General features: G+C 58.6%; 27 protein-coding genes. 3 read left to right on the forward strand and 24 right to left on the reverse strand.

What is annotated here, in order from left to right; genetic code table 11:
* Positions 1–48: 48 nt before the first annotated feature.
* From B5G40_RS02910 to trxA, 20 genes are all read right to left on the reverse strand, one after another.
* Entirely contained in the window at positions 49–654 is a 606-nt protein-coding gene (locus B5G40_RS02910) for a manganese catalase family protein (RefSeq protein WP_087269566.1), read from the reverse strand.
* Complete coding sequence (locus B5G40_RS02915) at positions 654–1,124, reverse strand: spore coat protein CotJB (protein ID WP_087398703.1); 471 nt, start codon at positions 1,122–1,124, stop codon at positions 654–656. Before B5G40_RS02915 ends, B5G40_RS02910 begins: the two co-directional genes overlap by 1 nt.
* Before the next feature lie 137 nt (positions 1,125–1,261).
* Positions 1,262–1,543 carry a zinc-ribbon domain containing protein gene (locus tag B5G40_RS02920; RefSeq protein WP_087188755.1) on the reverse strand — a complete coding sequence of 94 codons (282 nt, stop codon included), beginning with the start codon at positions 1,541–1,543 and terminating at the stop codon, positions 1,262–1,264.
* A gap of 71 nt (positions 1,544–1,614) precedes the next feature.
* Positions 1,615–2,250: a sigma-70 family RNA polymerase sigma factor gene (locus B5G40_RS02925; protein ID WP_087188754.1), complete on the reverse strand. Its 636-nt coding sequence runs from the start codon at positions 2,248–2,250 to the stop codon at positions 1,615–1,617.
* A 71-nt stretch (positions 2,251–2,321) separates the two neighbouring features.
* The gene (gene glmM, locus B5G40_RS02930) at positions 2,322–3,677 is read right to left on the reverse strand and encodes a phosphoglucosamine mutase (RefSeq protein WP_087329060.1); all 1,356 of its coding nucleotides are present in this window, start codon (positions 3,675–3,677) and stop codon (positions 2,322–2,324) included.
* Between the two features lie 97 nt (positions 3,678–3,774).
* Positions 3,775–4,830 carry a Holliday junction branch migration DNA helicase RuvB gene (gene ruvB, locus B5G40_RS02935; protein WP_087269557.1) on the reverse strand — a complete coding sequence of 352 codons (1,056 nt, stop codon included), beginning with the start codon at positions 4,828–4,830 and terminating at the stop codon, positions 3,775–3,777.
* A 12-nt stretch (positions 4,831–4,842) separates the two neighbouring features.
* The gene (locus B5G40_RS02940; protein WP_087398704.1) at positions 4,843–5,181 is read right to left on the reverse strand and encodes a DUF6054 family protein; all 339 of its coding nucleotides are present in this window, start codon (positions 5,179–5,181) and stop codon (positions 4,843–4,845) included.
* Between the two features lie 22 nt (positions 5,182–5,203).
* Positions 5,204–5,809 (reverse strand): Holliday junction branch migration protein RuvA, encoded by a 606-nt coding sequence (gene ruvA / locus B5G40_RS02945; RefSeq protein WP_087269554.1) that lies wholly within the window; start codon positions 5,807–5,809, stop codon positions 5,204–5,206.
* Between the two features lie 13 nt (positions 5,810–5,822).
* Positions 5,823–6,356, reverse strand: a complete 534-nt coding sequence (gene ruvC / locus B5G40_RS02950) for a crossover junction endodeoxyribonuclease RuvC (protein ID WP_087329058.1) — start codon at positions 6,354–6,356, stop codon at positions 5,823–5,825.
* 287 nt (positions 6,357–6,643) lie between these two features.
* Complete coding sequence (gene xerD / locus B5G40_RS02955; protein WP_087329056.1) at positions 6,644–7,522, reverse strand: site-specific tyrosine recombinase XerD; 879 nt, start codon at positions 7,520–7,522, stop codon at positions 6,644–6,646.
* Positions 7,523–7,547: 25 nt separating this feature from the next.
* Positions 7,548–8,189 carry a stage II sporulation protein M gene (locus B5G40_RS02960; protein ID WP_242959150.1) on the reverse strand — a complete coding sequence of 214 codons (642 nt, stop codon included), beginning with the start codon at positions 8,187–8,189 and terminating at the stop codon, positions 7,548–7,550.
* A 445-nt stretch (positions 8,190–8,634) separates the two neighbouring features.
* Entirely contained in the window at positions 8,635–10,014 is a 1,380-nt protein-coding gene (gene scfB, locus B5G40_RS02965; protein ID WP_087398705.1) for a thioether cross-link-forming SCIFF peptide maturase, read from the reverse strand.
* Positions 10,015–10,083: 69 nt separating this feature from the next.
* The gene (gene scfA / locus B5G40_RS02970) at positions 10,084–10,224 is read right to left on the reverse strand and encodes a six-cysteine ranthipeptide SCIFF (protein ID WP_087188745.1); all 141 of its coding nucleotides are present in this window, start codon (positions 10,222–10,224) and stop codon (positions 10,084–10,086) included.
* A 58-nt stretch (positions 10,225–10,282) separates the two neighbouring features.
* On the reverse strand, positions 10,283–10,708 hold the full coding sequence (locus B5G40_RS02975; RefSeq protein WP_242955424.1) for a TIGR04086 family membrane protein: 426 nt from the start codon (positions 10,706–10,708) through the stop codon (positions 10,283–10,285).
* A gap of 60 nt (positions 10,709–10,768) precedes the next feature.
* The gene (yajC, locus tag B5G40_RS02980; protein WP_242955423.1) at positions 10,769–11,140 is read right to left on the reverse strand and encodes a preprotein translocase subunit YajC; all 372 of its coding nucleotides are present in this window, start codon (positions 11,138–11,140) and stop codon (positions 10,769–10,771) included.
* A gap of 107 nt (positions 11,141–11,247) precedes the next feature.
* Complete coding sequence (tgt, locus tag B5G40_RS02985) at positions 11,248–12,378, reverse strand: tRNA guanosine(34) transglycosylase Tgt (protein WP_087398706.1); 1,131 nt, start codon at positions 12,376–12,378, stop codon at positions 11,248–11,250.
* 106 nt (positions 12,379–12,484) lie between these two features.
* The gene (locus tag B5G40_RS02990) at positions 12,485–13,783 is read right to left on the reverse strand and encodes a cytochrome c biogenesis protein CcdA (protein ID WP_087398707.1); all 1,299 of its coding nucleotides are present in this window, start codon (positions 13,781–13,783) and stop codon (positions 12,485–12,487) included.
* Positions 13,780–14,214: an RrF2 family transcriptional regulator gene (locus B5G40_RS02995; RefSeq protein ID WP_087398708.1), complete on the reverse strand. Its 435-nt coding sequence runs from the start codon at positions 14,212–14,214 to the stop codon at positions 13,780–13,782. The genes B5G40_RS02990 and B5G40_RS02995 overlap by 4 nt, the downstream gene beginning before the upstream one ends.
* Positions 14,215–14,230: 16 nt before the next feature.
* Positions 14,231–15,148, reverse strand: coding sequence for a thioredoxin-disulfide reductase (gene trxB, locus B5G40_RS03000; RefSeq protein WP_087398709.1), 918 nt, complete (start codon positions 15,146–15,148; stop codon positions 14,231–14,233).
* 15 nt (positions 15,149–15,163) lie between these two features.
* On the reverse strand, positions 15,164–15,478 hold the full coding sequence (gene trxA / locus B5G40_RS03005) for a thioredoxin (protein WP_087188739.1): 315 nt from the start codon (positions 15,476–15,478) through the stop codon (positions 15,164–15,166).
* Positions 15,479–15,739: 261 nt separating this feature from the next.
* Here trxA and B5G40_RS17135 point away from each other — a divergent pair, with 261 nt between their 5' ends.
* Genes B5G40_RS17135 through B5G40_RS03015 form a run of 3 tightly spaced genes read left to right on the forward strand, consistent with a single transcriptional unit; the run spans position 15,740 to position 17,609 of the window.
* Positions 15,740–16,033 (forward strand): hypothetical protein, encoded by a 294-nt coding sequence (locus B5G40_RS17135; protein WP_206407201.1) that lies wholly within the window; start codon positions 15,740–15,742, stop codon positions 16,031–16,033.
* Positions 15,993–16,478, forward strand: coding sequence for a hypothetical protein (locus tag B5G40_RS17140; protein ID WP_206407202.1), 486 nt, complete (start codon positions 15,993–15,995; stop codon positions 16,476–16,478). The genes B5G40_RS17135 and B5G40_RS17140 overlap by 41 nt, the downstream gene beginning before the upstream one ends.
* Before the next feature lie 57 nt (positions 16,479–16,535).
* Positions 16,536–17,609, forward strand: a complete 1,074-nt coding sequence (locus tag B5G40_RS03015) for a tetratricopeptide repeat-containing glycosyltransferase (RefSeq protein ID WP_087398711.1) — start codon at positions 16,536–16,538, stop codon at positions 17,607–17,609.
* Positions 17,610–17,702: 93 nt separating this feature from the next.
* Here B5G40_RS03015 and B5G40_RS03020 read toward each other — a convergent pair whose 3' ends face one another.
* The 4 genes from B5G40_RS03020 to B5G40_RS17265 all read right to left on the reverse strand — a co-directional run bounded on the left by B5G40_RS03020 (position 17,703) and on the right by B5G40_RS17265 (position 23,427).
* Positions 17,703–21,176, reverse strand: coding sequence for an S-layer homology domain-containing protein (locus tag B5G40_RS03020; protein WP_143383357.1), 3,474 nt, complete (start codon positions 21,174–21,176; stop codon positions 17,703–17,705).
* Positions 21,177–21,263: 87 nt separating this feature from the next.
* Positions 21,264–22,433: a hypothetical protein gene (locus B5G40_RS03025; RefSeq protein WP_087398713.1), complete on the reverse strand. Its 1,170-nt coding sequence runs from the start codon at positions 22,431–22,433 to the stop codon at positions 21,264–21,266.
* A 467-nt stretch (positions 22,434–22,900) separates the two neighbouring features.
* A complete protein-coding gene (locus B5G40_RS17260) occupies positions 22,901–23,113 on the reverse strand; it encodes a zinc-ribbon domain-containing protein (protein ID WP_343286720.1) in 213 nt (70 codons plus the stop codon).
* A complete protein-coding gene (locus B5G40_RS17265; protein ID WP_343286719.1) occupies positions 23,074–23,427 on the reverse strand; it encodes a zinc-ribbon domain-containing protein in 354 nt (117 codons plus the stop codon). Before B5G40_RS17265 ends, B5G40_RS17260 begins: the two co-directional genes overlap by 40 nt.
* Positions 23,428–23,449: the final 22 nt, after the last annotated feature.

Raw genomic sequence — 23,449 nt, forward strand, 5'->3', positions numbered from 1 at the left:
CACCCTTCCTATGACAAGAGGCCGGCCCTGATGGGCCGGCCTCTTGTGTTATTTCTTGGCGGTATCGAAGGCGGGGTTGGTGAAGTAGACGTTCTTCTGGTCCATCTTCTCCTTGGCCAGGCGCACCGCCTCGCCGAAGCGCTGGAAGTGGACGATCTCCCGCTCCCGCAGGAAGCGGATCACGTCGCTGACGTCGGGGTCGTCGCTGAGGCGCAGGATGTTGTCATAGGTGACCCGGGCCTTCTGCTCGGCGGCCATATCCTCGGTGAGGTCGCAGATCACATCCCCCTTGACGCCGATGCTGGCGGCGTTCCAGGGGGCGCCGGAGGCGGCGGTGGGATAGACCCCGGCGGTGTGGTCCACAAAGTAGGGGGCGAAGCCCCCCTCCTTCAGCTGCTCCTGGGTGAGCCCCCGGGTGAGCTGATGGACGATGGCACCGATCATTTCCAGGTGGCCCAGTTCTTCGGTACCGATGTCGGTGAGCAGGCCCTTCAGTTCGGGATAGGGCATGGCGTACCGCTGGGACAGATAGCGCAGAGAGGCACCCAGCTCGCCGTCAGGTCCGCCGTACTGGCTGATGACCCAGGCGGCCAGCTTGGGGTTGGGGGTCTTGATGCGCACGGGGTATTGCAGCTTCTTCTCGTACTGGAACATTACTTGGCCCCTCCTTCCGCGGTGTAGTTCCAGGGCCAGTCGCCCTCCAGCCAGGCGGCCCAGCTGGCGGCGCCGGCGGCGGCATTCTGGGTCAGGGGGCCGTGGGCGGCCTCATACTTTTTGCGGGCCTCGGCCTCCAGGGCGGCGTACTTCCGGAAGAGCTGGAAGGCCTCGGCGTCGTCCTGGTGGGTGTCCAGGTAGAGGCCCAGCTCCTGGAGCATGAACTCCAGGGCCTGGAGCTCCGCCAGCTGGGTGCCCAGCACCTTCACCGCCTCCGCCTTGATGCGGAAGGGCAGGTTCAGGCCGGGAAACAGGGTGCCGTTGGCCAGGGCCTCCTGCTGGGAGTAGCGCTTGGGGTTATTGGGCTGAAACGGCACATAGGGGACGGCCAGGGGGGCGCACTCAGGGAGCGTGCCGCAGCTGTCGTCACAGATGCCGGGATTGTTCTGAGGGTTGTTCTCGGGATACAAGGGGTGTCCCTCCTCCTATGGATTGGGACGGGACGGGAGCCCCGTCCAGAACATCCTATGCGGAGGTTGGAAAAAAGGCGCCATTCAGTCAATAGAAAAAGGCCGTCCCGAACGGGACGGCCTTTGGGGTATGCAGATTAGTGCTGCTCGCCGCGCATACGGGCGAAGCAATCGCTGCAGTAAACAGGACGGTCGGACTTGGGCTCGAAGGGCACCTTGGCCTCGCCGCCGCAGGAAGCGCAGGTAGCGGTGAAGTACTCGCGGGGGCCGCGGGAGGCAGCCTTGCGGGCGTCACGGCAGGCCTTGCAGCGCTGGGGCTCGTTCTGGAAGCCGCGCTCGGCGTAGAACTCCTGCTCACCGGCGGTGAACACGAACTCCTGGCCACATTCCTTACATACCAGAGTCTTGTCTTCGTACATGATGTTACCCTCTCTTTGCTTCTTTGCCCAGGTCCGGATGATCCATGTGCTGGGTCAGTGTAATATTGCGATCAGCCTTTGCTGATGTCGCCGGAAGAAGTTTGCTGCGCCAGCTTGCGCCGGATACGCTGCACCGCGTTGTCCACCGATTTGGGGGACTTGTTTACCTCGGCTGCAATCTCGGAGTAGGACAGACCGTTCAGATACAACCGAAGTACGCTTGCCTCGAAGCCGGACAGCTGACCGATCAGCGCCTCCAGACGTTCCCGGAAGGATTCCCGGCTGAGGAAGATCTCCTCCGGGTCTGTTCCCTGTCCGTCAGGTGCGCTGAACGCCAATGGATCGCCGTTCCCACTAAAAAGAGGGGTTCCGAACGAGACGGAGTTGTTCAGCGGTATGTGCTTATCTCTTGCTGCTGCTTTGATAACGGAGAACAAACGGTTTTTGATGCACACCTCCGCATAGGTGCGGAAGGAGGCGGCCTTTTCCGGGTCATATTCCCGGATAGCGGCCAGCAGCCCCACCATTCCCTCCTGGATCAGGTCCTCGCTGTCTCCGCCGGCCAGAAAATAGGGCCGGGCGCAGATGCGGACCAGTCGGTTATAGCGCACCACCAGGTCCTCTTCGGCCTGACGGTCGCCGGAAGCGGCCAGGGCACACAGGGCCTCATCACTGGGCTCCTGCGGTTGGAAATGGTCCTCTTTCATGCCGTTTCTCCTTGCACATTATAAGCGTTGATACCTGAATTTGTCAAGTGTTTGCTAGAAATATTTCAATTTCAGCCCCGATTTTTTATGACATTTGCCAAGAGCTCTGCAACTTTCTCTGCATCCTCCTGGCTCTGGGCCTCCACCATCACCCGCACCAGGGCCTCGGTGCCCGAGGGGCGCACCAGCACACGGCCGGTGCCCGCCAGCAGCTTCTCCTGCTCTGCCACGGCGTCCATAATGGAGGGGTCGTTCATGATGGCCTGCTTGGCGGCGTTATCGGCCACCGGCACATTGATGAGAGTCTGGGGATAGCGCTTGCAGCCTTCCACCAACTGAGAGGCCTTCTTGCCGGAGCGGCGCAGCAGGGCCAGGAACTGCAGGGCGGTGAGCTGGCCGTCGCCGGTGGTGGCGTATTTGCGGAAGATGGTGTGGCCGGACTGCTCGCCGCCCAGGACCCAGCCTTCCTCCTCCATCTTCTCCAGCACGTTCCGGTCACCCACAGCGGTGCAGAACAGCTCCATGTTGTGCTCCCGGCAGAAGACGTGCAGGCCCAGGTTGCTCATGACGGTACCCACGATGGCGTTGCCGGGCAGCTTGCCCTGCTCCAGCAGCTCCAGGCCGCAGGCGGCGATGACCTGATCGCCGTCGATCTCCTCGCCGGTCTCGTCTACCATAAGGCAGCGGTCGGCGTCGCCGTCAAAAGCGATGCCCAGGTCGTACTTGCCGGCGGTGACCATGGCCTTCAGGCCGTCCAGATGGGTGGAACCGCAGCCGTTGTTGATGTTCACGCCGTCGGGGTCGGCGTTGATGATGTCGGTGTGCAGGTCGGGGAAGGAATCGAAGAGCCGGCCGGCGGTGGCGGAGGAGGCGCCGTTGGCGCAGTCCACCAGGATCTTCAGGCCGGACAGGTCGGAATCGATGGTGGATACCAGGTGATCGATGTAGTCCTGGCGCTCCTTCTGGTCGGCGTAGGTCACGCGGCCGATGTCGCCGCCGGTCTTGCGGGGCACGGGGACCTTGTTGAGGATAATGTCCTCGATCTTGCCCTCCAGCTCATCGGGCAGCTTGAAGCCCTGGCTGTTGAAGATCTTGATGCCGTTGTGCTCAAAGGGGTTGTGGGAGGCGGAGATGACGATACCGGCGTCACAGCCGCTGTCCACCGTCACCCAGGCCACGCCGGGGGTGGGGATCACGCCCAGGTGGAGCACGTCGGCGCCGGCGGAGCACAGACCGGCCACCAGCGCACCCTCCAGCAGATCGGAGGAGATGCGTGTGTCCTTGCCGATGGCGAACCGGGGACGCCCCTCCCCTTTCGCCTGGGCCAGCACATAGGCTGCCGCCACGCCCACATCATAGGCCAGTTCCGCGTCCAGACCGGCGTTGACCACGCCGCGAATCCCATCGGTTCCAAACAGTTTACCCATGCTAGATTACCTCTTTCTACCGAAATCATCCAATTAAAACGATGTGTTAAGGTTTGTGTCTGCTCTGTAGGGGCGGCCTCTACGGTCGCCTGTGGGACTAAAAGCTCAGCTGCTCCATTCCCACCCCGCCGGGGACGGCCAGGCCCAGGTGCTCATAGGCCCGCCGGGTGACGCACCGGCCTCTGGGCGTGCGGGTGAGGAAGCCCATCTGCATCAGATAGGGCTCGTATACGTCCTCCAGGGTGACAGCTTCCTCGTTGATGGTGGCCGCCAGGGTCTCCAGACCCACTGGGCCGCCGCCGTAGTGCTCAATAATGGAGCGGAGCATCCGCCGGTCAATGGCGTCCAGCCCCAGGTGATCCACCTCCAGGGCGGACAGGGCCACGTCGGCCACCTCCCGGGTGATGACGCCCCCGGCCTTCACCTGAGCGAAGTCACGCACCCGGCGCAGCATCCGGTTGGCGATCCGGGGGGTACCCCGGCTGCGCTTGGCGATCTCCATAGCGCCGTCAGGCTCGATGGGCACATCCAGGATGCCCGCAGACCGGGTGACAATGAGGGCCAGCTCCTCCGGGGTGTACAGCTCCAGCCGCAGGGTCACACCAAACCGGTCCCGCAGAGGGGCGGACAGCTGGCCCGCCCGGGTGGTGGCTCCGATGAGGGTGAATTTGGGCAGGTCCAACCGGATAGAGTTGGCAGACGGTCCCTTGCCGATGATGATATCGATGGCAAAGTCCTCCATGGCAGGATACAGGATCTCCTCCACCGACCGGTTGAGCCGGTGGATCTCATCCACGAACAGGATGTCGTTTTCCGCCAGATTGGTGAGCAGGGCCGCCAGATCGCCGGGCTTTTCGATGGCCGGGCCGGAGGTGATGCGGATGTTGACCCCCATCTCGTTGGCAATGATGTTGGAGAGGGTGGTCTTACCCAGGCCGGGCGGGCCGTGGAGCAGCACGTGGTCCAATGGCTCGTTCCGCATCTTGGCGGCCTGGATAAAGACCTCCAGGTTGCCCTTGGCCTTGGCCTGGCCGATGTATTCGTTTAAGGTCTTGGGCCGCAGGGAGCCCTCGTTCTCGTCATCCCGGGTGAGGGATGTGGTCACCAGAGGCTCCTCGGTCTCAAAGCCGTCTTCAGAAAATGCAATGCTCAAAGTCTCACTTCCTTATCCGCGCCACCCGTCCAGCAGCTCCTCCACTTTGTCCAGGAAGGCGCCCTCCCCCAGGGTGTTGATCTTGAACAGCATGGCCTGACTGCCGCCGGAGGTAATGGCGGACAGGAACAGATGGGGGCCGTTGCCCACCAGAGTCAGGTTCAGGCTCACCCGGTTGCCCCCCATAAAGCTGTACCGCTCATACACCCGGACGGCCACCCGGAAGGAGCCGTTGTGGTAGTCGCTGTTGTCCTCCCAGCTGGCGGAGGAGCTGCCGTTCAAAATCCCGTCGTGCAGATAGTCCAGCAGTCCGTCAAAGCTGCCGGTGAGGTTGCGTTCCAGTTTGGCCATGGTGGTTCCTCCTTCCGGGGGATTACCCCTTCATCATTTTCTTGAGCGCCTGTTTGATGATGTCCTCCAGGCTGAGGGCATCCACGTCGATGCCCTTGAGAGCCATGCCGATCTCGGTCTGGGAGTAGCCCAGCACCGCCAGAGCGGCGGCGGCCTCAGAGGACTTGTTCTCCGGGATCACCGTGACCCCGGTGCCGCCGTAGCTCTCGCCGCCCGGGCTGATCTGACCCTTGGCCAGCTTATCCTTCAGCTCCAGGATGATGCGCTGGGCGATCTTCTTGCCGATGCCCTGGGCCACGGTGAGGGCCTTCTCATCCCCGGTGATGATGCTCATGGCCAGGGACTCGGGGGTAGCGGAAGACAGGATGGACAGGGCCGCCTTGGGTCCCACACCGGATACCGAGATCAAGAGCTGAAAGCAGTTGAGCTCGTTTTCCGTAGCGAAGCCGTACAGCTCCATGGCGTCCTCCCGGACGTTCAGGTGGGTGAAGAGCTTGGCGCTCTCCCCTTTTTTCAGCCGGGCCAGGGTATTGTTGGTGGTGCGGCAGGCGTAGCCCACCCCGCCGCAGTCGATGACCGCCAGATAGGGGGCGGTGTGGGCCACGGTTCCTTTCACATAGTAAAACATAATAATGTAACTCCTAATCCTTGCGTGCGGCGTACCGGCCGCTGCCCGGCCGGTTGGCGTCGGGGCTCTGGAGCCGGGAGGTGTATGAGCGGGCGTGGCACAGGGCGATAGCCACCGCATCGGCGGCGTCGTCCGGCTTGGGGACAGCTTTCAGGTTCAAAAGCCGCTTTGTCATGTCCATGACCTGCCGTTTTTCCGCCTTGCCATAGCCCACCACTGCCTGCTTCACCTGGCTGGGGGTATATTCGTAAATGGGCACCTGGTGCCGTTCCGCCGCCAGCAGCAGCACCCCCCGGGCCTGAGCCACGCCGATGCCGGTGGTGATGTTGTTGTTGAAGAAAAGCTCCTCGATAGCCATGGCCTCCGGCTTGAATTGCTCCAGCAGCAGGTCCATGTCATTGGAGATCTGGAGGAGCCGGGCGGGCAGGGCCTCACCCGCCGGGGTGGTAATGGCCCCGCACTGGACCAGCCGGGCCCTCCCCCCCGCTGCCTCCACCAGGCCGAAGCCCACGATGGCGAAGCCGGGGTCGATGCCTAAAATCAGCATAGCGTCGGTTTCCTCCCTGTTTTCCATACAGAGAATATTGTATCACGGCCTTGAAACGGGCGCAAGGAGGAATTAGGCCCGCCCCGGGACGCAAAGAGGGCCTGCTGCAAAATAGCTGTTTTGCACAAACCTGTCATTGCGAGCCAGTGCGCACACTGGCGTGGCAATCCGTTTCCCCGGCAAAAGGGACGGATTCCCACGAAAAACGGCCGCCCGGTGGGCGGCCGTTTTTCTCGGAATGACGGGTCTTTGTACGAGCTGCACATTTTGCAACAGGCCCTGGCTGTTTACGCTCTGGGATGGGCTTTGTTGTACACGTCCTTCAGCTTCTGGCTCACCACCTGGGTGTAGATCTGGGTGGAGGAGATATCGGCGTGGCCCAGCATCTCCTGAATGGAGTGGAGGTCGGCGCCGTTTTCCAGCAGATGGGCGGCAAAGGAGTGGCGGAGGGTATGGGGGGTGATGTCCTTCTGAATGCCCGCCTTCTCCTGATAGTGCTTGATGATCTTCCAAAACCCCTGGCGGCTCATCCGCTCCCCGCTCATGTTGACGAAGAGGGCCTTCTCGTCGGGGTGCTCCACCATCTGGGGCCTGACCCGGTCCAGATAGTTCTGCAGGGCCCGCACCGCCGCCTGGTACAGGGGGATGATGCGCTCCTTCCCCCGGTTGGCGCACCGGATGAACCCGGCAGACAGGTTGATGTTGTCCAGATTCAGGCCGATGAGCTCACTGACCCGGATGCCGGTGGCGTAGAGCAGCTCCAGCATGGCCTTGTCCCGGCAGCCCTTGGCATCGGTGGGGTCCGGCTGCTCCAGAAAGAGCTCTACTTCCCGGGAGGTAAGGATGTGGGGCAGCTTGCGCTCCACCTTGGTCTGGGACAGACCCCGGGCGGGGTTTTCGCTGATCTGGCCGATCTCCATCATCCAGGAATAGAAGGACTTGAGAGAGGCCTGGCTCCGGGTCACGGTGGCGGCAGACTTGCCCCGGGCAGTCATGCTGCGGGTATAGGCCTCCACATCGGCGTGGACTGCCTGGGTGGGAGAGATCCCCTTCTCCCCCAGCCAGTCCAGGTATTGGCGCACATCACGCAGATAGGAACTCAGCGTATTGGGGGACGCCTTTTTTTCTTCGGTCAGAAATCGTTCGTATCCACTGAGATATTCCATCCATCCAACACCTTCCCGTTTCTCTCTATCGGTTCAAAAGAGCGCCTGCCGCGCCGGAAAGCAGAGCGGGCACCACAGTCCGCTCCAGCAGAATACACACACAAACAGCGCCGAGACACAGCGCACATCGGACCAGACAGTCCCGGCCCCACAGAACCCTGCCCTTTCCCTCTCCCCGGACCCGGGCGGACAGGGCGCGGGCGGACAGGATACTCTGTACCCCCAGCACGAAGAGAGCAGGTAGAGACAGAACCCCGCCGACGCCAAACACCAGGCTGGCCAGCAGCCAGCCGGCGCCGCCGAAGGCCCGCACAAAGGAGGCGATGGAAAAGGCCAGCAAAAATCCCCGCAGGGCGAAGAGCACCGGCAGGCCCAGCACACCCAGCGCAGTGAATCCCAGCAGCAGGGCAAAGAGGGGCCAGCGCAGCGTGTCCCAAATCTGAGCCCACAGCGCGGGAACATCTACGGCGCCCTCCTGTGCGGCCAGCAGAAAGGCCTCCAGATACTGATTCAGGCTGGCTTCACCAGCGCCGCCCACCTGGGCGGCCAACAGACAGCCTGTCAGCCCACCGGCCAAAAAGCAGGCCGACAGGATGATCAGTGCCGGGACGATCCCGTCCCTGGGCACATTCCAGGCGGCCACAATGGTCCTGCGCAAAGGCTTCACCTCCCAACAGAAGCCTATGCGCCAGACTGGTAAATCAGACCTGCCTGTTTATTTCTTGGTATAATCATAGCTTAACACGGAGCATCGTGCAAGGTGCGGCAAGAAAAAAAGTCATTTTTGTCGATTATGCCGAATACTTATGTAAAGTATATTATGTCTACCAGCGTATCAGTCAGCACGGCAGAGCCCGACAGCGGTCCCCTCTCCCCCTGATTTTTCTAGGAAAATGAGCTTTTTTTACGACAAGTAAAATCCCTTGTCGCCTCGTTTTGTCAGCCCCTCCCCTGTGCGGAACGGTCTATCGGCCAGGGGTTGCTCTCAATTGGCACTCATCCCGGTAAAACAGAGAAAAGCCCTGTTGCTCAAGGGTTTCCGCCTCGAACAGCAGGGCTTTCTGCGCTGATTACATCGATTACAGATAGTATAATTACGTTTTGTATACCCCTTAATCGGCCATACCGGCATCGATGGCCTTGAGGGCGATGGCGCACTCCAGACGCTTGCGCTCCAGTTCACAGCCCACCTTGTGGGGGTGCTTTATGTCGCCGCCGACAAGCAGGTTGGAGGCAGAGCAGCCGCCGGAGCAATAGAACCGGGCCCAGCAGTGGGCGCACTCCTCCCGGGTGTAGACGTTAAGACCGGCAAACCGGCTGGACAGGCTGTTGTCGAAAGTGCCGTCCTTCACGCTGCCCAGCTTGTAGTCCTCGTTGCCCACGAACTGATGACAGGGGTAGATGTCGCCGTCGGGGGTGATGGCCACATACTCGCAGCCGGCGCCGCAGCCCCGCAGCCGCTTGATGACGCAGGGGCCCTGCTGAAGGTCCACGTTGAAGTGGAAGAAGTTGGTCTCCCGGTGGTCCTTCAGATACTCAGCCAGCTTCTCATACTCCGCCTTCAGCTCAGGCAGATCGGACTCCTGAATGGCGTAGGGGTCGGTCTCCTTCCCTACCACCGGCTCCACGGACACGTTCTTGCCGATGGCGGCCAGCTCCTTCACGTCCTCGGCGAAGTCCTTGTGGAAGCGGGTGAAGGTGCCCCGCAGATAGTAATCCTTGGTGCCCCGTCCGGCGATGAGCTTCTTGAACTTGGGCACGATGACATCATAGGAGCCCTTGCCGTTGATGGTGGGCCGCAGATCATCGTTGACCTCCTTGCGGCCGTCCAGGGACAGCACCGCGTTGGACATCTCACGGTTGATGTACTCGATGTTCTCGTCGTCCAGCAGCACGCCGTTGGTGGTAATGGTAAAGCGGAAGCACTTGCCATGCTCCTGCTCGATGGAGCGGGCATATTCCACGGTGGCCTTCACGGTATCCATGGCCATGAGGGGCTCGCCGCCGAAGAAGTCCACCTCAATGTTGCGGCGGTTGCCCGACTTGGCAATGACGAAATCGATGGCCTTTTTGGCGGTTTCGATGTCCATGGTCATGCGCTTGCCGGTGCCGAAGTCGCCGGTGGAGGCGAAGCAGTACTTGCACCGCAGGTTGCAGTCGTGGGAGACGTGGAGGCACAGGGCCTTCACCAGGGCCTGCTGCTGCATGGAGGCGGCCTTGTCCCGATCGATGTAGTCGTCGGCCTCGAAGAGCAGGCCCTCCTTTTTCAGCTCCCGCAGCTCCTCCCAGGCCTCGGCCAGGGCGGCGGGATCATATTGAGGCAGGGCAGCGGCCAAAGCCTCGGGCAGGGCCCCATCCAGGCTCTCCCCGTTCTCCTCCCGCTCCGCCAGAGCGGTGAGCAGGTCGTGGGTCAGCTCGTCCAGCACATGGACGGCGCCGCTGTTCACGTCAACGGCGATGCGTACGCCGAGACACTGAAAGGTATGTACCATAAATTTTTGTTCCTTCCTCAGGGCATGGAAAAGGGTGGGCCTACACGCCCACCCTTGCCCTGTTGTTTGTTACCGGTTCTCGCACTTCTGGTTGGCCACGGTGCAAGAGGTCTTACAGGCGGACTGGCAGGAGGTCTGGCACTCGCCGCAGCCGCCGTGGGCGGCGCTCTTCTTCAGAGTAGCGCCGTTGAGCGTCTTGATATGCTTCATTCTGATTTCCCTCCCAAATAGAGACTTTAGGTCATTATACCATAGGGTCTTTCCAATTTCAACGCTTTCTGCGTTTTTTCCGCTTGCTCCCTCGATTGCCGCTCCCCAGCAGACCGGCAGCGGCCCCGCCGCACAGGGACCCGCACAGCAGGCCGATGCCCCCAGATTCCAGGGATACATCCCGGAAGCACAGGGCTCCCAGGGTGAGCACCAGCAGAAAGAGCACCCCTCCGGTGAGCAGTCCGGCGGCCAATCCCCCGCCGCAGCGGCTCACCGCCAGCAGGGCGCCGCAGAAACCGCCCAGCACACACCCCACGATGGTGATCTGATACGTCAGGTCCATGTCCAGCAGACCGCCGGAGATGGCCACCGACGCTCCCAGCAGGAACAGCATACACACGCCCAGGGCCAGCAGCCCGCCCAGCAGGATACCCAAAGCGCAGCGCAGCAGCTTGGCGCCCTGGTCCTCCTCCTTTTTACCCATAAAAACACCCTCCCTTACCACAGGTTCCTGATGAAACCTATGCCGGGAGGGCGTTTCTTATTACTTCTTGTCCTTGGCGTCCTTGGTCTCGCCGGGGCCTTCCTCAGTAGTCTGAGTGCCGCGGGTGGACACAGCCCACTTGGTGAACTCCATGCGCACGCGATCAGAGCTGGTCTCGATCACGATGGTGTTCTCCTTCACCGCGCAGATGGTACCTACGATGCCGCCAATGGTGGTGATCTGGTCACCCACGGACAGCTCGGAACGCATCTTGGCAGCGGCCTTCTTCTTCTTGTTCTCAGGACGGATCAGCAGGAAATAAAACACCGCGATGAGCAGTACCAGCGGGATAATCATGCTCAACATACTACCTGCCCCACCAGCATCAGTGCCGGTGCTGGACAACATCGCGTTGGTGATCTGTGCTGTCAATACAATCCCCTCCGATTTCAACTTTGACGCCATGCGTCATCAGTGGAACATTATAAAACGATTTGCAAGTTTTGACAAGTGTTTTTCGCCATGATTCACAATTTGTTTTAGATTCGTCCGGCCAACTTCTCGGAATATTCCGCCCGGAAGGCCGCGAATTGACCGGCATCCAGGGCATCCCGGATGCGCTGAGCCAGTTTATTATAGAAATACAGGTTATGCATAACGGCCAGGCGCATGGCCAGCATCTCCTCCGCCACAAAGAGGTGGCGCAGGTAGGCCCGGGAGAAATTGCGGCACACCGGACAGTCGCAGTCGGGATCGATGGGCCGCTCATCGGTCTTGTACTTCTCGTTGCGGATGTTCATGGCCCCCGACCAGGTGAACAGTTTGGCGTGGCGGGCATTGCGGGCGGGCATGACGCAGTCAAAGAAGTCCACGCCCCGGGCCACACCCTCAATGATGTTGGAGGGGGTGCCCACGCCCATGAGATACCGGGGCTTGTCCGCCGGCATATGGGGCTCCACCGCGTCAATGATGTCGTACATCACCTGGGTGGGCTCCCCCACCGCCAGGCCGCCGATGGCATAACCCTCGCAGTCGATCTTGGCGGTCTCTTTCATGTGCCACACCCGCAGATCGGGGAAGGTGGCGCCCTGGTTGATGCCGAAGAGCATCTGATGGGGATTCACCGTGTCGGGCAGCGCATTGAGCCGGTCATGCTCTACCTTGCACCGCCGGAGCCAGCGCAGGGTGCGCTCACAGGAGGCCTTGGCGTACTCATAGGTGGCCGGGTTCTCCACGCACTCGTCAAAGGCCATGGCAATGTCGCTGCCCAGGTTGGACTGGATCTGCATGGACTCCTCAGGGCCCATGAAAATGCGGCGGCCGTCGATGTGGGAGGCGAAGGTGACTCCCTCCTCCTTGATCTTTCGCAGACCGGACAGAGAGAATACCTGGAATCCGCCGGAGTCGGTGAGGATGGGCCCGTCCCACCGCATGAATTTGTGGAGGCCACCCATCTGGCGCACCACCTGGTCACCGGGACGCAGGTGGAGGTGATAGGTGTTGGACAGCTCCACCTGGCAGCCGATGTCCTTCAGGTCAAAGGCAGACAGAGCCCCCTTGATGGCGCCCTGGGTGCCTACATTCATAAAAACCGGCGTCTGTACCGTGCCGTGGGCGCAGGTAAAGACGCCCCGGCGGGCCTTTCCCTCGGTTTTGATCACTTCAAACACAATAAAACCCCTTTATTTTGCAAGTGTTACTATCATACCAGAAAGCGGAGGAAATGACAACGCCTCAAAACCAGAAAGAGCGGCGCATAGCGCCGCTCTTCCCTGTTTACTGTACGCTGTCCATGGTCTGCTGCACCACCGACTCCATGATGGACGCCGTCATGGCTCCCGGCACATAGCCGTACACGTTGCCGTTGACGTCAATCATAAAGGTGGTGGGAAAGGCGGAAATGCCGTAATAGGCCAGAGTCATACCGGTGGTATCCATGAGCACCGGGAAGGTGTAACCGTTGTCCTCCAGGAACTGCTCAATCTCCTCCTGAGACACGTCCTGTCCGCCGGGATTGGCCACCGCCAGCACCACCAGATCCTCGCTGTTTTCTCCATAACTCTCATACAGCTTCTGGATGTCGGGCATTTCGCTCTTGCAGGGGCCGCACCAGGTGGCCCAGAAGTTGAGGAACACCGTCTTGCCCTGGTAGTCGGACAGGGTATGGGTGTTGCCGTACTGATCGGTGAGGGTAAAGTCGGGGGCGGCAATCTCTGGCTTGGGAGTAGGCTCGGCGGAGGGCTCCGGAGAGGCGCTCTCCGCAGGTTCCTGGCTGACGGTGCTCTCCGGCGTGGGAGAGACGCTTTCGCTCTGGGTGGGCGTCTCGGTTACACCTGTCCCGCCCCCAATGCCGGACAAATAGCCGGTGATGCCGTTCATAAAGCCGGTGAAAGTCATAATACCCATGAGGATGAGCAGGGCCGCCCCCACCTTGCCGGTATACTTGACCACCTTCTGATGGGTCTTGAAGAAGTTGAGCACCGTGCCGGTGAAAATACCCACCGCCAGGAAGGGGATGACAAAGCCGGCGGTGTAAACGGCGATGAGCAAAAAGCCCTTGCCGGCGCTTGCGGCGGAGGAGGCCATCAGCAGCACGCTGCCTAGAGTGGGGCCCACGCAGGGAGTCCAGGCAAAGCTGAAGGTGAAGCCCAGCACCAGGGCCACCAGGGGGTTCATGGCCCACTTGTCCAGTCGGAAGGGCAGCCGGTGCTCGGTCTCCAGCGCGGCGGCCTTGCCGAAGAAGCCGAACTGATAGACACCGAAGAGGATCATAATGATGCCGCTGATGCGGGCAAAGAGGGTCTGATTGCCGCTGAAGAAGCGGCCTGCGGCGGTAAAGCCCAGCCCCAGCACAAAGAAGGCGAAGCTGACACCCACCACAAAGAACAGGGTGTTGATCAGCACCTTGCCACGGGGATAGCGGATATTGCCTTTCTCGTCCACCGTCCGGGCTCCTCCCGCCAAATAACCCACATACAGAGGCACCAGCGGGAGTACGCAGGGCGAAAAGAAGCTGAGCAGGCCCTGGATAAAGACGGTGAGCACCGGTACGCCGGTCTCAAGCTGCAAATTCATAGGGGTTCTCCTTTTTGTATGGATTCCAGCTGCCCCTCCAGGTCGGAGAGGCGGAGCTGGGCCAGCCGCGCCTTGCAGCGCCGGTCCAGATCGTCAAACAGGTGGTCCATCACCCCGGCCATGCCGGAGGCCACCATACAGCCGCAGTCCACGCCTCCGCCGCTGTGCCAGGCGGGCTCCACGAACCGCACCTCCAGGGCGTCGGCCACCGTGTCCAGGGTCACCTTCTCCGGATCAGCCACCAGCTGATAGCCGCCATCGGTGCCGGTGCGGGTGGTCACCAGCCCCACCTTTTTCAGCTTGGCCATCACCTTGCGGACCCGGGCCGGGTTGGTGCAGATGTTGGCCGCCAGCTCTTCGCTGGAGAGCAGACATCCCCGCTTATCCAGATAGATCAGGGCGTGGACCGCCACACAGAACAGGCCGTTCATGGAATGGGATTCTCCTTTACACGCGTTTCAGCAGATAGTCCTCCGCCCAGTGGGCGGCGTTGGCGCCGTCGGCGGCGGCGGTGATGACCTGCCGCAGAGCCTTGGTACGCACGTCTCCGGCGGCAAACACACCGGGCACGCTGGTGCGGCAGCTCTCGTCTGCCACCAGATAACCCGCCTGATCGGTCTCCACCTGTCCGGCAAAGAGGGCGGTATCGGGCACCCGGCCCACCGCCACAAAGAGGCCGTCGCAGGCCAGCTCGCTTTTCTCGCCGGTGACCACATTTTCCAGCTCGATACCTGTCAGGCGTTTTTCCTTGCGCAGGTCTGTCACACGGGTGTTCCAGAGGATTTCCACCCCGGCCTCCTCCAGGGCCTTGTGGTACACCGCCGAAGCCCGCAGGCTGTCCCGCCGGTGGATGAGATAGACCTTCTTGCACAGCTTGGACAGGTAGAGGGCGTCCTCCACAGCGGTGTTGCCGCCGCCGTTTACCGCCACCACCTTGCCCCGGTACATCATGCCGTCGCAGGCGGCGCAGTAGGCAATCCCTCTCCCCCGCATCTCGCTCTCGCCGGGGAGGCCCAGCTCCCGGGGGTAGGCTCCGGTGGCCAGGATCACCGCGTCGGCGGTCAGGTCCCCCTCGCTGGTGTGGAGCACCTTGGGAACAGCGGTTAAGTCGGCCCCGGTGACCTCGGCATATACGGTTTCCGCCCCATACTTCCGGGCCTGCTGCTCCATCTTCTCCCCCAGCTCGAAGCCGTCCACCCCGTCGGGGAAGCCTGGGTAGTTGTCGATCACAGAGGTGGTGGCCATCTGGCCGCCGGGGGACAGCTTCTCCACCACCGCTGTCTTGCGGCCGCTGCGGGCGGCATACAGGGCCGCCGTATAACCGGCGGGGCCGCCCCCTACGACGAGGATTTCATACTGCGCCATGCCGTCCGCCTCCTTTTACAGTCCCATCCAGTCGATGATCTGAGCCTTGGAACCGGGGTTCACAATGGGCTCCCCCGTCTCCCCGTTCTTGAAGAGGAACAGGGTGGGAATGACCTCCACCTCAAACTGCTCCTCCAGCTCCGGCTCCTCGTCAATGTTGATCTTGCCTACCACCAGCTGGCCGTCAAACTGCTGGGCGATCTGATCCAGCACCGGGCTGATCCGGCGGCAGTAGCCGCACCAGGGGGCCCAGAAGTCCACCAGCACCGGCTTGTCGGAATGAAGCACTACTTCTTCAAAATTGGCTTTGGTAATGGTAATGGGAGTCATATCCATCGTCCTTTCTGTTCCGAATAGCAGGCAATCGCCTGGCTGTATCATATGCTCCTAACTGTAACTTTATTTGTTTCATTTCTATACTGTAACTATACCAGTTACAGTTAGTCTTGTCAACCCCTTTTCCTACTTTTTGCTGGGCGTTCCAGCGGCGCACCTCCCGTCAGGCAAACGCATAGGCTGTCATGTGGCACAGCCACAAGCCAAGCGGATAAAGGAGTACAATATGAACCACTATCTTCCCTCTGATCGGGAGTGGAAACGGAAACAGGAAGGTGGGGCCTGCTGCTGTCCGCCAGGCTGCTGCCCGCCGCCCTGTCCCCCTCCCTGCCCCGTGCCTGGTCCCACCGGACCTACCGGGGCTATCGGTCCCACTGGTGCTACCGGGCCCACCGGGCCTGCCGGTTCCGGCGCAACCGGTGCTACCGGCCCTACTGGACCCACCGGGCCCACCGGACCTACCGGACCTGCCACCCCCGGACCCACCGGACCCACCGGCGCGGCAGGTGTGACCGGACCCACTGGCCCTCAGGGTATTCCCGGACCTGACGGCACTACCGGTCCTACCGGACCTCAGGGTATCCCCGGCCCCGATGGCGCTACCGGTCCTACTGGCCCCACCGGACCTGCCGGTACCGCGGGTACTGCCGGTGCAACTGGACCTACCGGACCCACTGGTCCTACTGGTGCCGCAGGCGCCGACGGTGCAACCGGACCTACCGGACCCACCGGCCCTGCCGGGCCTACCGGGCCTGCCGGTTCCGGCGCCGCCGGTGCTACCGGCCCTACTGGACCCACCGGCCCTGCCGGCACCGCGGGCACTGCTGGCGCTACTGGTCCTACTGGCCCCACCGGGCCTACCGGCCCTGCCGGTGAGACCAACGCCGCCGCCACGGTCACCACCCTGCAAACCAGTGCCAGCCTGACCGACGCTATCAACGCCATCAACCAGATTATCCAGAATCTGAAGGCCGCCGGTCTGATGGAAACCTGATCCTGCGGGAGGGGGGCAGTCTGCCCCCCTCTCCTTCTGTGAAAGGAGAAGGCACTTATGAAAATTGTAGTCTACGCCATCTGCAAGAATGAGGCCCAGTTTGTGGACCGTTGGATGGACTCCATGTCGGAGGCCGATCAGGTGGTGGTGCTGGACACCGGCTCCACCGACGACACCGTGGCCCGTCTGAAGGCCCGAGGAGCCGCTGTCACCGTGGAGACCATTTCTCCCTGGCGGTTCGACACTGCCCGTAACCGCTCTCTGGAACTGGTGGATGAGGACGCCGATATCTGCGTATGTACCGACCTGGACGAGGTGTTCCATCCCGGCTGGCGGGCTGCTCTGGAGTCGGCTTGGACGCCCGGCACAGGTCAGGCCCGGTACCGCTACACCTGGTCCTTCCGGCCCGATGGAGCCGAGGGTGTGGTGTTCTGGTACGAGAAGATCCACCGCCGCCACGGTTACCGGTGGGTCCACCCGGTTCACGAGATCCTGCGGTGGGTAGGACCCGGCCAGCCCGGCACCATGGTAACAGCGCTGGGGGTGCAGCTGGACCACCATCCGGACCCCGCCAAGTCCCGGGGCCAGTATCTCCCTCTGCTGGAGCTGTCAGTGCGGGAGGAACCGGAAGACGACCGCAACGCCCACTACCTGGGCCGGGAGTACTTTTTCCATAGCCGGTGGGACGACTGCATTGCCACCCTCAAGCGGCACCTGTCCATGCCCACCGCCACCTGGAAAGATGAGCGGGCGGCCTCCATGCGGTACATTGCCAAGTCCTACATACAGAAAGGGGACCCCGCCCAAGCAAGAAGTTGGTTTTTCCGTGCCGCCGCTGAGGCCCCCCATTTGCGGGAGCCCTGGATGGATCTGGCCACCCTTTGCTACCAGCAGGAGAACTGGGACGGGGTGCTGTATTTTACCGATGTCGCTTTGGCCATCACCGTCCGGCCCGATACCTACATCTGTGAAGCCGAGTCCTGGGGGCCGCTCCCCCACGACCTGCGCTGTCAGGCCTATTTCCGCACCGGCCGCATCGGTCCGGCCCTGGAGGAGGCCCAAAAGGCCCTGGTCCTCTCCCCTACCGATCCCCGTCTGGCAGGCAACGTGGAAATTCTGAGCCGAATGTGAGCAAAGCGCTGAACCAAAAAAGATCCCGCAGAGGTGTCAACCTCTGCGGGATCTCTCTTTCTGCCACTAAGCTCATGCAGCAGCTTTAAGTACTCAGCCAAGGTCAGACCAGGTTTCACCGTCGGTGTCCTTGGTATAATCGTGGGTGTTGGTGGCCTCCATGATGTCATAGTAGGCCCAGTGGGTATCTGCAAGATCGGTAAACTGGCGCAGGCTTGCGGTATGGCTGTCCACATAGTCCTCATCCGCACTACGGTCCAGCATACGGTTGACAATCGTGGTCACCTCCGCGCGGGTGATGGTGTTGTTGGGACCGAACGTGCCGTCAGGCAAGCCTTTGATCCAACCATACTGAATGGAGCCCACCACATAGTCATAGAACCAGTCGTCCGGGTTCACATCCGGGAAAATGTTCTCGCCTTCCAGTGTGCCCTTGGTAAAGCGCATGGCAATGGTGGTGAACTCGGCGCGGGTAATAGAGCGCTCCGGCTCAAACAGATTGTTTCCTACGCCCTCGATCATACCCAGGGAGGCCAGAGTATTCACCGCATCAGCATACCACGCATCGGCGGCAACATCATCAAAGGTGACCGTGATGTCCACGTCCTTATCCAGGAGCAGGTTGTAGAACATCTGCGCCACTTCCGCTCGGGTCATGTTGTCGTTGGCTCCGAACAAGTCATTGGGATATCCTTCGAGATAAGCAGCATGGTCGTCCGTGTTCAGCCAACCGGACACACCGGTGTCATCCGGGTCGGTCACGCCGGACTCCTCCTCGAAAACGACCTCGATAGAGTGGTTCGCACGAACATTCTCGAAGGTATAAGAGCTGACGGCGCCCACGCTCTTGTCATCCACGATGACATCGGCGATCTCATAGCCGTCGTCGGCAGTGATGGTGAAGGTCCGGTCCGCTCCGGCGGTCACGCTCACCCGCCCGGAGGGGCTGATGGAGCCGCCGTCGCCTGCCTCAGCTGTGATGGTGTAGCGGGTGGTCGTACCGCCGCCGCTGGATGTGGTCTCCCAAACCAGGGCGAAGGGCGAGAAGCCGCCTTCATCCACGTGGAACTTGATGCCGTAATCAGTTTGTTCAAGGGCATCATCTTTGGCAGTCAACTGCGTTACCGTGCAGGACTCGATATCGCTTACATCATAACCGGAATTGTTGCCATCGCGGTGGAGGTCCTCAAAGTGCAGCACATAGAAGGTGGTGTTCTTATCGGTCCCTTCAGGATAGCCCCAGTAGATATCGGTGCCTGCGCTGGAGGTAATCCAGGCGTTGCCGTTGTTAGCGTCCACCAGGTCCAGATACTTGATCTCATAGTGGCGGGTGGTGTTGCTGCCAACCTCACCCAGCTTTTCATCCACCTTGTCCTCCAAAGCGTCGGTGCGGGCGGTAGAGCCTTCATCCTCAATGATGCTATCGAACAACAGAGAGGGTCTGGACCCATCGGGATTGGAATCGCTGGCAATTTCAGGCAGAGGCACACCGGTGTTATTCAGGGTATAGGTGGTGCCGCCTTCCGGCTCCACAGCCACAGCAGATCCAGCTGCAACAGCTTTTTTAGGCGCATCATTTTGGACGGCGCTGGTGGGATCGCTGTCCTCCACCGCGCGGACGGTCAGGGTGCCGGTATTGGCAGAAATTAAATATACTCTGTTCGTTTTATCCTTTGCGGTAATGGTGTTTATATCGTTGTCACCAGGATAGAGGGCGATGGTATAGGTAGTGTATACATCATGAACTGTAGAAGGATCAAACGCATCGCTGATATGTTCTGTGCCATTCCCATCGGTGTAGGTGACACGGACCTTGTCCTGTCCATCTCCCTCTTGGAAATAATAATATTTTGTGCCGGTGCTATCCGGATTGGCACAGACCAGCTTCCAGGTTTTTTCTTCTTCTCCCGTCTTGCCGTTGGTAAAGGTCAGGCCTTCGGGATTAACGCCATCGGGTGCATCAATGGTAAAGAGAGGGTGAGGCAGAGAATTGGTGGAAGACGCAATCTCGCCATCCGTGCCTACCACGGCATCGTATCCTCCGTCGCCGCCCATGTAGATGGTGATGTCGGCAGGCGTGATAATTAAAGCTGAGCCAAAAGCTGTGACTGTATTTGCCTTCACGGGAGACATCTTATCTTGGCTCAGATCGTAGTTTGCCAATTTTCTGTCTATAAACTGCATCGCATGGACAAAAGCGGTGGGGTCTGTTGCTCCACCAAAGAGTGCTTGTGCCTCATCACCCTGAAGAAAACTTCTAACGTGATAATAACGGAAACGGTGATGATAACCCGCGTTACTGATCTTATCAAGATCCATGTGACCAGTCACATTGGCCGTCGACTCAATAACCAGACCATCCGTTTTAACTCCGTCTTTCAGTTTGAATGCAAAGCCGGAAAACTCCATCGGGTCGCCTGCCTGCTGATTAAACTGAGTCTCTGACTGGTTGATTATCTTTACGGTAAACGTCAGATGCAATCCGCCATCAGTGTTTGTGGGCAAAGAGCCCTCATGGACAGTGACCACGTAATTATTGTCTGCGTCTGGCCCAGAAACACTGCCGAAATTGGTGCTTACCAGCTCCAGATTGGGGTTGTTATAGGTGATCGTCATCTGGGAGCTGTCGGCAAATTCCAGATTCGGATCCACATCCAGGGAGAAGGTAAGCTCTACACAGTCTCCTTTTGTGATATGTTGAGAATCTGACGAACCAAAAAGACCGCTATTTAGCTTGGCAGACATCTTATAGTAAAGGGTGTCATCCTCATTCAAAATCACAGGATTGCCGGTCAGCTTATTGTTTGCCCCTTCATTTGGATTCGTATCCGTCCACTGGGTAACCAAGACAGGAGAAGCAAAGCTGCTGTCCGAACCTAATACCTGAAGGCGCAATGTATCGGCCGCTTCTTGATACATCTCCTCACTGATTGATTCAATTTTCGTCCATTTTGCTTTGAGCGTAATGGTGGTGTCTGTATCATCACTCAACTCGTCTACCTTTACCGATTCTCCGATCTGGTGGACAACTCCCGTCTCATCCTCCCAGCCAGCAAACTCATAGTAAATTTGTTCATTATTGTTGAATGCCAGGAAGTCGCGGAAATCTTGATAGCCGCTGTGATTATCCGGTGCGTTTGCTAGAATAACCAGCGTGGTACCTTCCCGAACTGTGACATCCGATGCCTTGATTTCATTTTGCATCCTCTGCAATTCATCTGCTTGAAAGTCGTTATCGCCATCGAGCAAATCCCACGCATCATAGCTTCCCCAGTTATCGTCGTAATGTTTTATAGGAAAAACTCTTCGGCCCGAGACTGTTGATAATTCGTCCGGCAGCTGGAACTCATACTCCACATCATACATTGTAGGAGGCTCATTCCAGTTTACTTCTTCCCAAATGTAGAGAATAAAAGGATACCTTCCCATTTCATCCGTATTATTAAAAGTGATTTGGGGCTGGGTTCTCCAATCCGTATGATTTATATTGATTACCTGGCCAGCTTTCTCATATTGTACTCCGACACATTGCCAGCGAATGGTTCCATCGGTGTAATCCAGGTACACCTCACCATTTTCGCCTGTGGATGTTGCTGTAGGGGCAGGAATAGTAATCGTCCATGGGTCATCCTTCTTAAGAATATGCTCGTCTTCCTAGAGATCTCCGGAAAAGGTGATGTTATCCCTGCTTACTTCATTGAACTCATTTTCTGACCAGCCGGAACTTTCCGTTAGTATGTGGTCTCCATAAACGTTCAGAAGTACATAGCCGGGTTGCGCTAAATATTTCTGAATTTCATCAGAGATATTCGAATAAAATGTCGTATCTTCGTCGAACCCATCGCCGTAGTACGTCATTTCCGCAGTTCCACTATCGGAAATATAGTCCCACCAACTGTTTACCTGTCCATACCATTCGTACAACCCATTAGTAACAGATATGTATAGATAATTGAATTCTTCTCCGTCCCGTTCAAGGGCTTCAATAAGATGATCCTGTATATTTCCAAAATAATAGCCCTTTGGCCAGGTGATACTGATCGTTCCATCCGTAAGTCGGTTGGTCAAATCCGTCATTTCTCCATTATAAATGGCCTCTTGGAAATAAGAGGAGATAGAATAAATGCTCTTGGACGTACCCCAAAGCTTAATCTCCGAATTCTCCCAGTCAACGCTTTTTGGAATGTTGATCTTATCATTCTCAGAGGGTTGGATCGTAACAGCCTTATCCTCGCGCACCGGCTTAAAGAAATCAAATGTATAGGTGATCTTCTCATATTCTGACGGTGCATTTTCCTCAAGTCTATCAGGTGACGCCCAAATGTAAGTAACAGACGGAGTGGTGGATTCACCCAATGTTACTGTTTGCCCGTATCCGTTTCGCAACTCCTCCTCTGTCCACATATGCCAAGACATATTACTTGACTCATCGAAGCGCTTTGTAATGTAGCCGAGACATATCCATGTATACGTCGTACCCTGATAGGTGTATGTCATCTGAGGCCTGCCGGTTTCATCCTTGGTCACATCAGGCGTTTCTTTTTTTGCAGAAGGAATCTTGATCTGGTAAGTAGTCTCATCGCAAGATTCTTTAGCAGACCCAATATAGGCACTTATTGCACTTGATAGAGCCTTACACTCCTGATATGAAGAAGATGGTGCAACATATTCCTGAGTCTGCGGATTATATTCATACAAACTATGATAGATTCCTATGGTTGCTCCAGCTGCCATCACTGAAACTGGCAGCAGACCAAGGAGCATGACCAGCGTCAGCAAGATGCTCCCCATTTGTTTCCATAGCTTCCTTCGTGTACTACTCATTTCCATTCTCCTTTCCTAATTTGTGAATACTGTACCAAATAAGAGAATTATCGCCCCCAGTTTATTTGTTGTGGTGTTCCAAATTTTTTTGCTAGTTTTTACGGGAAAAGCTTGCTCTCATATATATTGCACAAAATATTAACTTTTCATATTATGATTTTTAACTATTTTACCACTTCAGAACCGGTAATTCAATCCTTTTATTCTTAAATATTACAGTTTATTTTACCTAAAACCCTGAGGTCCACATACCACTGGGCATCAACCCTTGAATATTCCCTCTCAGGCAATGCCAGTCGGAATCCCCTCAGCGTACATCTTCCCATCTTTAGTAGGAGACCGTGTTGACCGCAAAATGGAGATGCAAATGATCGATATCTCCATGTAGCCCATAAACGGACCAATAATTGGCGTAATACCGGCAGACATCAAATCCAATTTGCATGATCTTCTCATAGCTGATGAATTTAGCGCGGGAATAAGGTGGCAAAGTCGTTCTCATCGGGGTGAATTTCCCGATTGGCGCACACCGGACAACCACAGCCCTCCACCCTGTATTTGACCTGGGCCTGCCATTCGTGCCCCCGCTCACACCACCACCACACCATCCGGTGGCTGCCGGGCAGAACCTGCCGGGGCGTCAGAGATCCGTTTTTCTCTGTATGCCACTGGGCGGCCAGGTGGGGGAATGGCTGCCCAGATCATTTTTTCCGCTTCGCACCGGGCATCCGTTGCCTCCCGAGGTGCGGGAGGCAACGGATGCCTGCCACGTATGGCCCTTATCACACCGCCGCCAGACTTTTTGCTTGCTGATGTAGGAAATGTGAGCAGGGGTCAATGGCAGATTGCGCCGGGCGTCCCACTGTTCCAACAGCATATCAAACCCCATTCTCGTACAATAGGATCCCAGCGCTTCTTGCAGTCCATCACCCCCTATCACAAAATCACGCTTTCCTCGTAATGGCCCTAAAAGAAATACCTTCCCATTCTTCATATATATGGAAATTATAGCACTA

It is taken from the genome of Flavonifractor sp. An9, from assembly GCF_002161245.1.
In the GTDB taxonomy this organism is placed as follows: Bacteria; Bacillota; Clostridia; order Oscillospirales; family Oscillospiraceae; genus Flavonifractor; species Flavonifractor avicola.